The sequence below is a fragment of the Stenotrophomonas humi genome (genome assembly GCF_001431415.1).
GTDB lineage: Bacteria > Pseudomonadota > Gammaproteobacteria > Xanthomonadales > Xanthomonadaceae > Stenotrophomonas > Stenotrophomonas humi.
Window position 1 is genome coordinate 120992 of the sequence record NZ_LDJI01000003.1, and the last position, 15630, is coordinate 136621.

Genomic DNA, 15630 nt, shown 5'->3' on the forward strand with positions numbered 1-15630 from the left:
TGGGCTAGTTCAATCAATTCGTGGATGGGGAGGCGGTTGTCGATGCCTCAGCCAAGTCGCAGCAGGACCACGCCGAGCACGATAAGTGCCGCCGCCAGAAGGCGACGGCGGCTGATGCGTTCCTTCAGCACAATGGCCGATATCAGCAATGCGAACAGGATCGAGGTTTCGCGCAGCGCGGCGATGATCGCGACCGGCGCCAGGGTCATCGCCCACAGCGCGATGCCGTAGGACGTGGTGGTGCCGACGCCGCCGATCAATCCGCGTGCCCAGTTGTCACGGAAGTACGCCTGCAGCTGCGTGCGGCGGGTGACCAATGCCCATAGCGGAAGCGGCAGGCCGGACAGCAGGAACAACCACAGCGTGTAGCTCAGCGGGTGCCCCGACAAACGCGCGCCCTGTGCATCCACCACCGTGTAGGTGGCAATCACCAGTGCAATGAACAGCGGCAACTGGAGGTTGCGTCGGTTGCCGGCGCCGGCCATGCACAGGATGCCAACGCTGACCATTGCTATGCCGGCCCAGCTGCCGGCAGGCAGATGTTCACCAAACACCAGGCTGCTTGCCAAGGCCACCAACAAGGGGGCGCTGCCGCGCATCAACGGATAGGACAGGCTCATGTCGGCGACGTGATAGGCGCGCGCCACCAGCATGTAATAGCCGACCTGCAGCAAGGCGGAAGCAGCCAGCCAGGGCCAGCTCGCAGGGGCAGGCAGCGGCAGCCAGGGTAGTACCAGCGCGGACAATGCGGCGGCCCAGCCGGTGACCAGGATGGTAGTCAGTAGTTTGTCGCCACCGAGTTTGACGATGGCATTCCAGCCGGCATGCAACAGCGCGGCGAGCAGGACGGCGCAGAAGATTCCCAGTGACATGGGGGACGTGTGTTTGGGTGCTGGTGGAGGGTAGTTGGAAAAGCGGGAAGCGGGAAATGCGAAGGACAGATGAGGGCATTTCTGTTTTCCGCTCCCAACGCTTTCAATGACCCAAAAGAAAACGCCGCCCAAGGGCGGCGTTTTCAATCAGTACATCGGCAAGGTCTCAGAGCTTCGCGCGCTGCTCCTGCAGGCCGGCCAGCTGGCTGTTCCAGTCAACCAGGCGCACGCGTTCCTGCTCGACCACCGCCGCCGGCACCTTGTCGGTGAACTTGGACAGCTTGGTCTCGCTCTTTTCCTTCTCCGACGAAACGCGGGCGATTTCCTTGTCCAGGCGTGCGCGTTCGGCGTCCAGGTCCACCAGGCCTTCCAACGGCACCAGCAGTTTCAACTCGCCCACGATGGCGGCAGCAGCCGGCGGCGTCTGTGCATCGGCAGCCAACCACTCGATGCTTTCCAGCTTGAGCAGGAAACGCAGCTGCGAGTGGAAACGCTCCACGCGCGTACGGTCGGAATCGTGACCGCCTTGCAACAGCAGGCGGACCTGCTTGGACGGAGGCACATTCAATTCGCTGCGCACCCGGCGTAGGGCGCTGACCATGGCCTTGAACCATTCCACATCGGTCTCGGCCTGTGCGTAATCACCGGCGAACTCGTCAGCGGTCGGGTAGGCGCGCAGCGACAGCGATTCGGCGTTGATGCCAAGGCGCGGTGCCACCTGCTGCCACAGCTGCTCGGTGACGAACGGAATCAGCGGATGCAGCAGGCGCAGCACCGCTTCGAGCACGTACAGCAGGGTATGACGGGTGCTGGCCGCGTCTTCGGCGTTGTCGCCGTTGAGGGCCGGCTTGGTCAGTTCCAGGAACCAATCGCAGAACTCGTTCCAGACGAACTCGTACAGCGACTGTGCCAACAGGTCGAAACGGTAATCGGCGAAGTGCTGCTGCGCTTCGACCGAAACCTTGGCCAGACGTGCCAGGATCCAGCGCTCAGCGTCAGTACGCGGCTGCGGTGCATCGGTGAAGCTTGCGCCCTCGGTGTTCATCAGAGTGAAGCGGCTGGCGTTCCACAGCTTGTTGCAGAAGTTCTTGTAGCCCTCGGCGCGGCTCATGTCGAACTTGATGTCGCGGCCATGGGTGGCCAGCGCGGCGATGGTGAAGCGCAGCGCGTCGGCACCGTGGGCGATGATGCCGTCCGGGAATTCCTTGCGCGTGGCCTTCTCGATCTTCTCGGCCATCTTCGGCTGCATCAGGCCATGCGTACGCTTGGCGACCAGGTCGTCGATGGTGATGCCGTCGATGATGTCCAGCGGGTCGAGCACGTTGCCCTTGGACTTGGACATCTTCTGGCCCTGACCATCGCGGATCAGGCCGGTGATGTAGACGTCCTTGAACGGGATCTGGCCGGTGAAGCTGTCGGTGGCCATGATCATGCGCGCCACCCAGAAGAAGATGATGTCGAAGCCGGTGATCAGCACGTTCGACGGCAGGTAGCGGTCGAAGCCGCGCTCGGCCATGGCCGTTTCGTTCGGCCAGCCCAGCGTGGAGAACGGCCACAGCTGCGAGGAGAACCAGGTTTCCAGCACGTCGCTGTCCTGGGTGAGCACCACATCGGCGCCGAGCCCGGCTTTGGCGCGTGCTTCGTCTTCGTTGCGGCCGACGTAGCAGTTGCCTGCCTCGTCGAACCACGCCGGAATGCGGTGGCCCCACCACAGTTGGCGGCTGATGCACCAATCCTGGATGTTCTCCATCCAGTGGCGGTAGGTGTTGATCCAGTTGGCAGGTACGAACTTGATCGAACCATTCTCGACCAGCTCCAGCCCGCGCTTGGCCAGCCCGTCCATCTTCACGAACCACTGGTCGGTGAGGTAGGGCTCGATCACCTGGCCAGTACGATCACCACGCGGCACTTGCAGCTTGTGCGCCTTGGTTTCGACCAGGATGCCCAGGTCTTCCAGTTCGGCCAGGATCACCTTGCGCGCTTCGTAGCGGTCCAGCCCACGGTATTGCTCCGGGGCGTTCTCGTTGAGCGTGGCGGTGGTGGTGAACAGGTTGATCATCGGCAGGTTGTGACGCACGCCGACCTGGTAATCGTTGAAGTCATGCGCCGGGGTCACCTTGACCACGCCGGTGCCGAACGCCTTGTCCACGTAATCGTCGCCGATCACCGGCACGCGGCGGCCGGTCAGCGGCAGGGTGACCTGCTTGCCGATCAGGTGCGCGTAGCGGCTGTCTTCCGGATGGACCATGACGGCGGTATCACCGAGCAGGGTTTCCGGGCGGGTGGTGGCCACGACCAGGTAGTTGCGGGTTTCGCGCAGGGTCTCGTTGCCGTCGGCATCGACTTCGACGTGCTCGTAGCTGGCACCGTCTTCCAGTGCGTAGGCGATCGACCACATGAAGCCATCTTCTTCGACGCTTTCCACTTCCAGGTCGGAAATGGCGGTCTTCAGCACCGGGTCCCAGTTGACCAGACGCTGGCCACGGTAGATCAGGCCCTGCTCGTGCCAACGCAGGAACGATTCGATCACCGCCTCGCTCGGGCCCGGGTCCATGGTGAAGGTGCTGCGCGACCAGTCGGCCGAGGTGCCGAGACGGCGCATCTGGCCTTCGATCACGTTGCCCGAGTGCGCCTTCCACTCCCACACCTTGTCGATGAAGCCATCGCGGCCCAGCGAGTCACGGGTTTCACCCTTGCCTTCCATCGCCAGGTTGCGGCTGACCACCATCTCGGTGGCGATGCCGGCGTGGTCGGTGCCCACCTGCCACAGCGTGTCGTAGCCACGCATGCGGTGGTAGCGGATCAGCGCGTCCATCAGCGTCTGCTGGAAGGCGTGGCCCATGTGCAGGGTGCCGGTGACGTTCGGTGGCGGCAGCAGGATGGTGTACGGCTCGCCCTTGCCGGACGGCTTGAAGTGGCCGGCCTTTTCCCACGCATCGTAAAGATCCGTTTCGAAAGACTTGGGGTCGTAGCTGGAGGCAAGTTGGGTCATGCGGGGGAACCGGATAAAAACGTGGGAGGGAGATCAGCGGGCGCCGAGCGCGCGCTGGATCTTCTTGTCGGTGTGGTACTGGCTGACGGCGTATGCAGCCCAGATGGCGGCGGGCAGCCAGCCGATCAAGGTGATCTGCAGCATCAGGCAGACGATGCCGGAAATCGGCCGGCCGATGGTGAAGAAGGCCAGCCATGGCAGCAGAATGGCAATCAGCAGGCGCATCGTCGTCCTTCCTTACATGTCATGTTTGTTGAGCGCATGGCCGGCGGCCTTGTACTGGCGCCAGCGCTCACGCAGCGGTTCGCGTGCGGCAGGGTCGGCCGGCACCACTTCCAGCACCCGCTCACAGGCGCCCAGGTAGGGCTCATCGCGCAGGTTGATCACCAGCGGCCGCTCCGGTGCATCGGCACCGGGTACGGCGATCAGCACGATGGCTTCTTCCTCATCCACGTCCTCGCCGATGATCTGGTGAGGGATGTAGGCATCCGGGTCGAATGACCACAACAACTCATCCAGTTCCTCGGCCTGGGCTTGATCGCGTGCCAGCACCAGCGTGTACAGGCCGGCATCATTGGCTTTGCGGGCCAGTTCGCACACCAGCTTCAGCGGTTCGGTGAGGAAGCGCGGCTTGGCAATCAGGTAGAAGTCGGCACGAATCAAGGCAGGCAACCGGAAAGGGGAACAGGGAATGAAGGTGCCGAAGGCGGGGCGGGGAACCGGCGCGGGGAATTCTCATTCCCCGTTCCCTGTTCCCCATTTCCTGCTTCAGGCAACCCGGTCCAGCAGCCACTGCGTCAGCAGGCCCACCGGACGACCGGTGGCCATGCCGCGCTTGCCTTCGTCGCTGGCAACGCCGGCGATGTCCAGGTGCGCCCAGCGCTGGCCTTCGGCAAAGCGCGACAGGAAGCAGCCGGCGGTGATGGCGCCGGCCCAGCGGCCGCCGATGTTGTAGACGTCGGCGAAGCTCGAATCGAGCATGCCCTGGTATTCGTCCCACAACGGCAGGCGCCAGGCGCGGTCGAACACGTTTTCGCCAGCGGCGACCAGCTCATTGGCCAGATCGTCGTGCTTGCTCATCAGGCCGGCGGTCTGGTGGCCCAGGGCCACCATGCAGGCGCCTGTGAGGGTGGCCACGTCGATCAGCGCCGCCGGCTCGAAGCGCTGTGCGTAGGTCAGTGCGTCACACAGGATCAGGCGACCCTCGGCGTCGGTGTTGCCGACTTCGATGGTCTTGCCCGACATCGAGGTGATGACGTCCGATGGGCGGTAGGCATTGCCGTCGATGGCGTTTTCCACGGCCGGCACGACCACCACCAGGTTCAGCGGCAGCTTGGCCTTGACCGTGGCCACGAAGGTGCCGATGACGTTGGCGCCACCGCACATGTCGTACTTCATTTCCTCGATGCCGCCCTGGGTCTTCAGGTTGACGCCGCCGGTATCGAAGGTGATGCCCTTGCCGACCAGCACGTACGGCTTGGCGTCACCGCCGTTGTTCCACTTCAGTACCACCAGTTTGGGGCGGTTGGCCGAACCACGGGCCACGGCCAGCAGCGAGCCCATGCCGAGCGCTTCCATCTGCGCTTCGTCCAGGATCTCGGCTTCGGCGCCTTCATGCTCGGCGGCGAACTTCACCGACGACTCGGCCAGGTAGGCGGGAGTGCAGAAGTTCGGCGGCAGGTTGCCCAGTTCGCGGGCGTATTCCACGCCAGCGGCGATGGCATGGCCCTGCAGCAGCGCGGTTTCGTCACTGCCGCTGATCGCCAGCGTCTCCAGGCCCGGGGCGTCCGGCTTCTTCTTGCCCAGGGTGGCGGTGTAGCGATAGTTGGCGTGGTTGGCTGCGATCACGGCCTGACGGATGTTCCAGGCCGCATCGCGGCCCTTCACTTCCAGTTCGGCCAGGGTGAACAGCGCGCTGCGGGTCGCGCCGCTCTTCAGGGCGCGGCCGGCATCGCCCGCTGCCTTGATGTACTGCGGCACGCCAAACTTGGCCGGGTCGCCGAGGCCCACCACCAGCACGCGCGGAGCGGTGACGCCGTCCAGATCGTGCAGCAGGGTGGTATTGCCGGTCTTGCCGCCGACATCGCCGCGCTCGACCAGCGCCGCGATGCGGCCACCGGAAGCGGCGTCCAGCGCCTGCGCTGCGGGGGACAGCGACTTGTCGGAGAAGGCGCCGACGATGATGCAATCCACCTCAGCAGAGGTTGGGGCGGCGTGGTTCAGGGTGAATTCCAGAGACATTGATCAGATTCCGTTGCCAAATCCGTACAATCGCGGGCTACTTGCGTGTGGCTGCTGGGCCACTCGTGCCGCGGACGAAACCGAGAGTTTAAACCACCGACCCCATGGCAAAGCTTGATCGCTACCTGCTGAGTGACTTCGTCCAGAGCTTTCTGGCCACTTTGACCGTGCTGCTGGTGGTGAGTGTGGGCGGGGTTCTGGTCGATATCCTGGGCCGGATTGCCGATGGTCGGATCCCGGCGGGCCTGCTGCTGTCGCAGCTGGGACTGCAATTCATCGTCTACCTGCCCATCATCCTGCCACTGGCCCTGCTGCTGGGCCTGGCGCTGGCCATTGCCCGGCTGTACCGGGATTCAGAAATGGCCGTGTTGACCGCCATCGGCGTCGGCCCCAAGCGGCTGCTCAAGCCGGTGCTGCTGCTGGTGCTGCCGGTGGTGGCGTTGGTGGCGACCTGCTCGCTGTGGCTGGGACCGTGGGCTGACCGTACCGCCGAGCGCATGCTCGAGGTGGCCAGCCGTAACGTGGTGCTGGCCGGACTGGAACCGGGCAAGTTCACCACGCTGTCCGGGGGCGGGGTGGTCTATCTGTCCTCGCTCAATGAAGACGGCAGCAGGATGGGCAAGGTGTTCATGCAGCGCTACAAGGACGATCGGCTGGACGTGGTGTCGGCCAATGGCGGCACGGTGTTCGTGGAAGGCGAGCGCCAGCGCTTCCTGCGTCTGGAGGACGGTTATCGGGTGGAAGGCCCGAATGACGGTGGGCTGGACTACAGCCTGATGCGCTACGCCAGCAATGAAATGGCGCTGCCGGACCGTGATGAGGTCCGTGACGAGAACGACCCGGAAATGCTGCCGACCATGAAGTTGCTGGGCGATTCGCGCCCCGAAGCGCGGGCTGAATTGCACGCACGTATCAGCCCCGCTTTGCTGGCCCTGGCATTTGCCCTGTTGGCGCTGCCGCTGGCGCGCAGTGCGCCGCGACAGTCACGCTATGGCCGCATCATGCTGGCCTTCCTGGCTTACATGGTGGCGGTGAACATGACCATCCTCGGCCGCCAGTGGCTGACGGAAGGCAAGCTGCCGCTGGCTGCCGGCATGTGGTGGTTGACCCTGCCGCTGCTGGCATTCGCGCTGTGGCTGTACTTCCGTGATGGTCGCCTGTCGCGTCCGCGTGGAGCCAAGGCATGAGGCTGATCCCGCGTATCCATGACATCTACGTCGGCCGCAACGTACTGTTCACGGTGCTGGTGGTGTGGCTGGTGCTGCTGGGGCTGGACGGCATCATGGCCTTGTCCAGCGAAAGCAAGAACATCGGTGTCGGCAGCTACACCTTTGGCCACGCCTTGGCGGCCACGGCCTATACCCTGCCGCGTCGCGCCTACACCTTGTTCCCGATGGCGGCGGTGATCGGCGCGCTGATGGGGCTGGGCCAGTTGGCGGCGACCTCCGAATTGACCGCACTGCGCGCGGTGGGTGTGTCGCGGCGCCGGATTGCCCTGTCGGTGGCCATCGCCTTGTCGCTGCTGACCGCGTTGATGGTGGTCAACGGTGAAACCCTGGCGCCGTGGGCGCAGAACCGCGCCGACATGCTCAAGACCAGCGCCAAGTACAACGAAGATCTCTCGGTGGAACGCTATTCGGGCCTGTGGGCACGCGAGGGCAACACCTTCCTCAATGCGATGACCGGCGAAGAGGTGCTGGACGGCGACAAGGGCACGCGTCTGGTGCTGCACAACGTGCGTCTGTACACGCTGGACGCGGATGGCCGCTTGGCGATGCTCACGTATGCGGCCACGGCCACGCATGATGCCAAGGGCTGGGTGCTGGCCAAGGTGCGACGTGACGTGTTCGGCGAGCGCTCGGTCACGCAGCAGCAAGTGGAAAGTGAGTTGTGGAATTCGCAGCTGGACGCATCGGCGCTGGCTGCGGGTTTGGCCAAGCCGCGCAATCTCAGTGCCGGTGAATTGAAAACCAGCATCGAGTACCGCAAGCGCAACGGCCTGGATGCGCGCGACTACGAAGATACCTACTGGAGCCGCTGGTTCTATCCGTTGAACGTGCTGGCGCTGTGTCTGGCCGCCGTGCCGTTCGCTTTCGGTTCACTGCGCAGCGGCGGCATGGGCAAGCGCTTGTTCCTGGGCATGCTGTTCGCGCTGGGCTTCATGCTGCTGCAGATGTTCTTCGGCCGCATGGCCGGCGCATTGAAGTTCGATTACCGCATCGCCTATGCATTGCCGCCGATCCTGATGCTGGCCATCTCCGGCTGGCTGTCGCGACGACGGGTGGGTTGAGCAACGCCGTCATCGGTGAAGTGGCGCGGTGCGCCACAGCCGTTTCCGCGTTGGGGCTGTGGTCGTGCGTGGTTCGGCACTACAGAGATCAGTTCCTGGGCAGCCGTACCAGGCGGGTGCCGCTGAGGCGGTCGTGCCAGGTCAGCCGGTCGCGGTCGAACAGCGCCCACCAGAAGCCAAGGCCCCCGCACAGCAGCGACAGCGTGCCCGCCGCGTAGCGTTTCCATAGGGCGCCACGGCGCACCGGCGCCCCCGACAACGAGCACAGGTGCAGCTGCCACGGGCGCATGCCCAGGGTCTGTCCGCCATGCCGCCAGCTGGCCGTGGCATAGATGCCGGCCACTCCCCAGCAGCACAGCCACAGCAGCCATTGCAGCAGACTGTACGGGGGAATGTTCTCCCGTGTGGCGTGCCCGGAGGCGGTGTAGCCGAGGGTGAACACCGCCGATATCAGCATCCACAAGGCCAATACCGGCCAGAGGTCGTAGAACAGCGCCGCAAACCGCCGCAGCAGCAGGGCGGAAGGGCGCACGGCGTCGGTAGCGGTTGTGCTCATGGGCTGAGCATACGGTCTGAGGCCCTGCCAGTGCATGGGCAGCGGGGAGCGCAGGCCCTATCCTTGCGAGGATGTCCGTAGCCCGTACTCCTGCCGAACGCCGCCAACTGGTGCAGCAACTGCCGCCATTGCGTGACGCCGATGCACGTCCGATCCAGCGCTTTCTGGATGCGATCTGGGCCGAGCAGGGCCTGGCACGGGCGTCGCTGGACAGCTATCGGCGTGATCTGGAAGGACTGGCGCGGTGGCGTGACGGTGCCAATGGCGGCTTGCCGGCGATCGACCGTGCCGGTCTGTTCGATTACCTGGCCTGGCGCACCCGCAATGGCTGGACCGCGCGCAGCAATGCCCGGCTGCTGTCGGCGTTGCGCGCTTTCTTCGGCCACGCGCTCAAGCGTGGCGACCGCGCCGATGATCCGTCTGCGCTGCTGGAACCTCCCAAGCTGCCACGCTCGCTACCCAAGGCCCTGGCGGAAAGCCAGATCGAGGCATTGCTGGATACGCCGGATATCGATACCGCGCCGGGCCTGCGTGACCGTGCGATGTTGGAATTGATGTACGCCGCTGGTCTGCGCGTGAGCGAGCTGGTCAATCTGCCGGCCAATGCGGTCAACCTGCGCCAGGGCGTGCTGCGGGTGACCGGCAAGGGCAGCAAGGAGCGGCTGGTACCGCTGGGCGAGGAGTCCCAGCATTGGCTGGAGCGCTACCTGGCTGAAGCGCGCCCACTCCTGGGCGGCGGCAAGTCGGCAATCGCCACTGCCGATGGACAAGTGCCCCTGTTCGTGGGGGCGGACCGCAAACCATTGAGCCGTCAACAGTTCTGGGGGCTGGTCAAGGCATGTGCCGCGGTGGCGGGCATCGACCCGGGCAAGATCAGTCCCCATGGCCTGCGCCATAGTTTTGCCACGCATCTGCTCAATCATGGGGCGGACCTGCGCGCCCTGCAGATGCTGCTGGGGCACAGTTCCCTGTCGACCACCCAGATCTATACCCTGGTCGCGCGCGAACACCTGCAGAAGCTGCATCACAGGCATCATCCACGCGGCTGAACGATTACCCGGGCGAAGGCCGGCAGGGTGGGGGTGTGCGAGAATCCGCCGGTTCCTCCTTTCCTGGGTTGCCGATGTTCCGAATTGCCATTGCCGCGCTGTTGGGTGCGGTCAGCCTTACCGCCTGTGCACAACAGAGCGCGCCCGTTGCGGCCGCCACCGCCACTGCCGCCGCCGCCTCGCCTGCCGACGCTGCAGTCGAAAAGCGCGTACGCGACGCGCTCAAGGAGTTGGACCCCAATTTCAAGCCCGAGTACATCGGTGCGGCGCCGTTTGCAGGCTTCCGTGAAGTGATCGTGTCCGGGCAGGTGCTGTACGTCACCGACGACGGCCGGTTCCTGATGCAGTCGCAGCCGTATGACATCGAGAAGCGTGCGATGGCCACCAGCACCGGCCTGCTGCAGTACCGTCGTGGACTGCTGGCCACCCTGCCGCACGCTGACCGCATCGTGTTTGCGCCGCCGAATGCCAAGTACACCATCAGTGTGTTCACCGACATCGAATGCGGCTACTGCCGCAAGCTGCATCAGGACATCGCTGAGTTGAACCGCAACGGCATTGCGGTCGAGTATCTGGCGTTCCCGCGCATGGGCCTGGGCAGCAAGGATTACACCGACATGATCTCGGTCTGGTGTGCGGACGACCGCAAGGCCGCGTTGACCGCTGCCAAGGGCGGCGCCGCAGTGCCGTCCAGGACCTGCACCAACCCGGTCGCGATGCAATACAACCTCGGCCAGCAGCTGGGCATCAACGGGACGCCAGCGATCTTCGCTGCAGATGGCAGCCAGCTCGGCGGTTATCTGCCCCCGGCACAGCTCAAGGCCGCGCTGGAGCGCATTGAGGGCGCGGCCGGCAGCCGCTGAGCAGGCCTCTACAACGTGGTTGAAACACGACGCGCCCTTCCTGGCAACAGGCGGGGCGCGTTGCTGTGAAGGGGGCAGGGTGTGCGCTCCGTGGCGCCGTGGCCATGCATGGCTGGGGCGTTGCCCGCGCAGACTGCCGCCTGGCATGGCCCGGCGTTGCACATGGGCCGGCGTTCGGCGGGACACCAATCACGCCCTGCCTTCTGCCCAGCGCGCCCGGCGTGGCAGGCGGAGATGCGTGGGCGATACGGGGTTTGCGAAATGGCCGGTCATGGCCGAGCTTCTACCTGTTTGGCGTGCGAAGCGCCTGCCTTCGGCTGGCCGGTGACATGCGCGGTCCCGGCAGGCAGGGCCTCCTGGGCAGGTGGCAGGTCGCAGGCAGGTGCGCACGCCAGGACAGCGCCATCGGCGGCGCTGAAGATAGCCACGGCAGAATGTAATGCCGTATTTCATGTGGTCTGCGGGCGAAGCCTGCCGTGGCTGGCTTGCGCGGGCCAAACCGGTGTTGGCAGGAAACGGGGCCCGGGCGACGGACTCCGGTACAATTCGGGGCCCGATTCCCACCATGGTCTCCCGGACATGATCGTCCTCGAGGGCGCAGCTGCCCTTTCGCCGTTCCGTCGCGAACGTCTTGAATCCCGCCTGCAGTCCATCGCCGCCGATCTGCGTATCACCGGTGCCTGGCACGTCTATTTCACCCAAGCTGCCGATGCCCGCGCGGTCGACCTGACCACGCTGGGCCGCATCGTGCAGGGCCAGCCACAGGCCGCCGAACGCGCTGATGGCGCGGTGTCACGCTACGTGGTGCCACGCCTGGGCACGCTGTCGCCCTGGTCGAGCAAGGCCACGGAGCTGATGCGCGGTGCCGGCCTGCCGATCCAACGCGTCGAGCGCGGTACCCGCATCGATCTGAGCGGCTGGCCGTCCGATCCGGCGCAGCAGGCCGCGGTGGCCAAGCTGCTGCACGATCCGATGACCCAGTCGCTGCTTGGCGATATCGACCAGGCGCAGGCGTTGTTCAGCAGCCTGGCGCGTGGCCAGCTGGAGCGCATTGCGCTGGCTGATCTGGAAAGCGCCGACAAGCGCCTGGGCCTGGCCCTGGCCGATGACGAAATCGACTACCTGCGCCAGCGTTACAGCGAGCTGGGGCGCGATCCGTCCGACGTTGAGCTGATGATGTTCGCGCAGGCCAATTCCGAGCACTGCCGGCACAAGATCTTCAACGCCAGCTGGACGATTGATGGACGCGAGCAGGACCGCTCGCTGTTCAAGATGATCAAGAACACCCACCAGCAGACACCGCAGCACACGCTCAGCGCGTACAGCGACAACGCTGCGGTGATCGAAGGTGAACCGGCTGCGCGTTACCGCCCTGATCCGGCCACCGGCAAGTACCGCAGCGAAGCGGTGGTGCCCAGCGCCTTCCAGATCAAGGTGGAAACCCACAACCATCCGACCGCGATCGCCCCGTTCCCGGGTGCATCGACCGGCGCCGGTGGCGAAATCCGTGACGAAGGCGCGACTGGCCGTGGTGGCAAGCCCAAGGCCGGCCTGACCGGTTTCTCGGTCTCGCACCTGCGCATCCCGACCCTGCCGCAGCCGTGGGAAGCGCCGCGCGCGCTGAACCCGCGCATGGCACCGGCGCTGGACATCATGCTCGACGGCCCGCTCGGCGGCGCCGCGTTCAACAACGAATTCGGCCGTCCGAACCTGCTGGGCTATTTCCGCAGCTTCGAGCTGCCCGAAGACGGCATTACCCGCGCCTACGACAAGCCGATCATGCTGGCAGGTGGCCTGGGCGCGATCGACCGCGTGCAGGTGGACAAGCTGCTGCTGCAGGAAGGTGACGTGGTCATCGTGCTGGGCGGCCCGGCGATGCTGATCGGCCTGGGCGGTGGTGCCGCTTCGTCGGTGGCTTCGGGCGAAAGCGCAGAAGACCTCGATTTTGCCAGCGTGCAGCGCGACAACCCGGAAATGGAACGCCGCTGCCAGGAAGTGATCGACCGTTGCGTGGCCATGGGTACCGACAACCCGATCAAGTTCTTCCATGACGTTGGCGCCGGTGGCCTGTCCAATGCCATCCCGGAACTGCTGCACGACTCCGGCGTGGGTGGCGTGATCGATATGGGCAAGGTGCCCACCGACGATCCGTCGCTGTCGCCGCTGGAACTGTGGTGCAACGAGTCGCAGGAACGCTACGTGCTGGGCATCCCGGCCGAGCGCCTGGCCGAGTTCACTGAAATCTGCGCCCGCGAGCGTTGCCCGTTTGCCGCTGTCGGTATCGCCACCGCCGAGGAGCGTCTGGTGGTTGCCTATGGCGCCACACCGGGCAACATTCCGGCCGATGCACCGATCGACCTGCCGATGGACGTGCTGTTCGGCAAGGCGCCGAAGATGCATCGCGACACCGTGCATCCTGCTGCACCGCGTTGGCCGCAGCTGAAGACGGACGCCATCGACCTGCACGCAGCGGGCCTGCGCGTGCTGGCGCATCCGACTGTCGCGTCGAAGAGTTTCCTGGTCACCATCGGTGACCGCAGTGTGGGTGGTTTGACTGCACGCGAGCAGATGATCGGTCCGTGGCAGCTGCCGATGTCCGACGTGGCCATCACCCTTGCCGGGTTCGATACCTACGCCGGTGAGGCGATGTCGCTGGGCGAACGCACGCCGCTGGCGCTGCTGGACGCTGCGGCTTCGGCACGCATGGCGGTGGGCGAAGCCATCACCAACCTGTGCGCCGCGCCGGTGCTGTCGCTGGACACGGTGAAGCTGTCGGCCAACTGGATGGCCGCCTGCGGCCACAACGGTGAAGACGCGCTGCTGTATGACGCGGTCAAGGCGGTGGGCATGGAATTGTGTCCGCAGCTGGATATCAGCATTCCGGTGGGCAAGGACTCGCTGTCGATGCAGGCGCAATGGCACGCTGATGGCAAGGCCGAGAAGTCGGTGTCGCCGGTGTCGCTGGTGATCACCGCGTTCGCGCCGGTTGCCGATGCACGCCAGCAGCTCACGCCATTGCTCGACCGTGATACCGAGAGCGAGTTGTGGTTGATTGGCCTGGGCGCGGGCAAACAGCGTCTGGGTGGTTCGATCCTGGCGCAGACCCAAGCCGATCACAGCGCGTTGCCAGCCTTTGCCGGTGAAGTGCCGGACCTGGATGACCCACAGCTGCTGCGTGGCTTCTTCGAGCTGATCCGCGATGCGCGTGAAGCCGGCCTGTTGCTGGCTTACCACGATCGCAGCGATGGCGGCGCATTTGCCGCGTTGTGCGAAATGTCATTCGCCTCGCGCCAGGGCCTGGATATCGTGCTCGATGCCTGGGGCGATGATCCGTTCCGCAGCCTGTTCAACGAAGAACTCGGCGCCGTGGTGCAGATCGCCAAGGAAGATCGTGCTGCGTTCGCCGACCTGGTCGAGCGTCATGCACTGACCGAATGTGCACAGCGCATCGCTCGCCCGACCACCGCACCGATGGTGCGCGTGCAGCTGGGTGGCGAGAGCCTGGCCGAGTGGCGGTGGGAAGAGCTGTTCGACGCCTGGTGGTCGGTGACGCATGCCATGCAGAAGCTGCGTGACAACCCGGAAGCGGCTGACCAGGAGCGCGCCATCGCACGTAGCTTCAACGCCCCGGGCCTGAAGCCGAAGCTGACGTTTGATCCTGCTGAGGATGTTGCCGCACCGTTCATCGCCACCGGCGCGCGTCCGAAGGTGGCGATCCTGCGCGAGCAGGGCGTCAATGGTCAGATCGAGATGGCCAACATCTTCGAACGCGTCGGCTTCGATGCATACGACGTGCACATGAGCGACCTCATCGAGGGCCGCGTGCAGCTGTCGGACTTCCGCGGCATCGCTGCCTGTGGCGGTTTCAGCTACGGCGACGTGCTCGGTGCTGGTCGTGGCTGGGCGACTTCGATCCTGGAACGCCCGGCGCTGCGTGAAGCATTTGCTGCGTTCTTCGCGCGGCCTGACACCTTCGCACTGGGCGTGTGCAACGGCTGCCAGATGATGAGCCAGCTCAAGGACATCATCCCCGGTGCCGGGCACTGGCCGAAATTCCTGCGCAATCGCAGCGAACAGTTCGAGGCCCGCACGGCATTGCTGGAAGTGATGGAGTCGCCGTCGATCCTGCTGCGTGGCATGGCCGGCTCGCGCCTGCCTGTGGCGGTGGCACATGGCGAAGGCCGTGCCGAGTTCGATGGTGCCGTGGACCAGGCGGCAGCCAGCATCGCACTGCGCTACATCGATGGTGATGGCCGCGTGGCCGAACAGTACCCGCTGAATCCGAACGGTTCGCCGGATGGCATCACCGGGCTGACCACCACCGATGGCCGCGTCACCATCCTGATGCCGCATCCGGAACGCACGCCACGCACGGCCAACCTGAGCTGGGCGCCGAAGAGCTGGGGCGAGGATTCGCCGTGGCTGCGGATGTTCCGCAACGCGCGCGTCTGGTGCGGTTGAAGCGGTACCCAGCAGTAACGTTTCATTTGACGTTCAAAGCTTGAAAACGCCCGCAGGCCGCCAACGCCTGCGGGTTTTTTTATGCTTCTCCGCTACCGATACGGCGTCGGTACGGTGTATCCGCAAACCATGCGCCTTGCTGTCGGCGATGCGTGGCTTTGGGTATGCCAAATGACTGGTACGACGCGCGTCGGACGCAAAGCCCAACGCGGATTGCCGCGCACCGGGCCGCCGGTCGAAGCAACGGATTCCTGCCGGGAGTGGAGTCCCTTGCCATGGCGGCAAATGTTCCGCAACGCAAAAGAA

Annotated in this window: 11 protein-coding genes; 5 read left to right on the plus strand and 6 right to left on the minus strand. The window is 65.1% G+C overall.

Annotated features, from left to right (window positions below; all coding sequences use genetic code 11):
• Nucleotides 1-47 precede the first annotated feature (47 nt).
• From ABB26_RS01160 to ABB26_RS01180, 5 genes are all read right to left on the minus strand, one after another.
• Nucleotides 48-872 carry an EamA family transporter gene (locus ABB26_RS01160; protein ID WP_057631737.1) on the minus strand — a complete coding sequence of 275 codons (825 nt, stop codon included), beginning with the start codon at nucleotides 870-872 and terminating at the stop codon, nucleotides 48-50.
• 166 nt (nucleotides 873-1038) lie between these two features.
• The gene (locus tag ABB26_RS01165) at nucleotides 1039-3864 is read right to left on the minus strand and encodes a valine--tRNA ligase (protein ID WP_057631738.1); all 2826 of its coding nucleotides are present in this window, start codon (nucleotides 3862-3864) and stop codon (nucleotides 1039-1041) included.
• 33 nt (nucleotides 3865-3897) lie between these two features.
• Nucleotides 3898-4089 (minus strand): YqaE/Pmp3 family membrane protein, encoded by a 192-nt coding sequence (locus ABB26_RS01170; protein WP_057631739.1) that lies wholly within the window; start codon nucleotides 4087-4089, stop codon nucleotides 3898-3900.
• 12 nt (nucleotides 4090-4101) lie between these two features.
• On the minus strand, nucleotides 4102-4527 hold the full coding sequence (locus ABB26_RS01175) for a DNA polymerase III subunit chi (protein WP_057631740.1): 426 nt from the start codon (nucleotides 4525-4527) through the stop codon (nucleotides 4102-4104).
• A gap of 105 nt (nucleotides 4528-4632) precedes the next feature.
• Nucleotides 4633-6105 carry a leucyl aminopeptidase gene (locus ABB26_RS01180; protein WP_057631741.1) on the minus strand — a complete coding sequence of 491 codons (1473 nt, stop codon included), beginning with the start codon at nucleotides 6103-6105 and terminating at the stop codon, nucleotides 4633-4635.
• A 104-nt stretch (nucleotides 6106-6209) separates the two neighbouring features.
• Between ABB26_RS01180 and lptF the strand changes: the two genes are divergently transcribed.
• The gene (gene lptF / locus ABB26_RS01185) at nucleotides 6210-7292 is read left to right on the plus strand and encodes an LPS export ABC transporter permease LptF (RefSeq protein ID WP_057631742.1); all 1083 of its coding nucleotides are present in this window, start codon (nucleotides 6210-6212) and stop codon (nucleotides 7290-7292) included.
• Nucleotides 7289-8395 carry an LPS export ABC transporter permease LptG gene (lptG, locus tag ABB26_RS01190; protein ID WP_057631743.1) on the plus strand — a complete coding sequence of 369 codons (1107 nt, stop codon included), beginning with the start codon at nucleotides 7289-7291 and terminating at the stop codon, nucleotides 8393-8395. The genes lptF and lptG overlap by 4 nt, the downstream gene beginning before the upstream one ends.
• Before the next feature lie 88 nt (nucleotides 8396-8483).
• Here lptG and ABB26_RS01195 read toward each other — a convergent pair whose 3' ends face one another.
• Nucleotides 8484-8951: an RDD family protein gene (locus tag ABB26_RS01195; RefSeq protein ID WP_057631744.1), complete on the minus strand. Its 468-nt coding sequence runs from the start codon at nucleotides 8949-8951 to the stop codon at nucleotides 8484-8486.
• A gap of 71 nt (nucleotides 8952-9022) precedes the next feature.
• Between ABB26_RS01195 and xerD the strand changes: the two genes are divergently transcribed.
• From xerD to purL, 3 genes are all read left to right on the plus strand, one after another.
• The gene (gene xerD / locus ABB26_RS01200) at nucleotides 9023-10000 is read left to right on the plus strand and encodes a site-specific tyrosine recombinase XerD (protein WP_057631745.1); all 978 of its coding nucleotides are present in this window, start codon (nucleotides 9023-9025) and stop codon (nucleotides 9998-10000) included.
• Nucleotides 10001-10074: 74 nt separating this feature from the next.
• On the plus strand, nucleotides 10075-10863 hold the full coding sequence (locus ABB26_RS01205; protein ID WP_057631746.1) for a DsbC family protein: 789 nt from the start codon (nucleotides 10075-10077) through the stop codon (nucleotides 10861-10863).
• Between the two features lie 579 nt (nucleotides 10864-11442).
• Nucleotides 11443-15324, plus strand: coding sequence for a phosphoribosylformylglycinamidine synthase (purL, locus tag ABB26_RS01210; RefSeq protein WP_057631747.1), 3882 nt, complete (start codon nucleotides 11443-11445; stop codon nucleotides 15322-15324).
• Nucleotides 15325-15630: the final 306 nt, after the last annotated feature.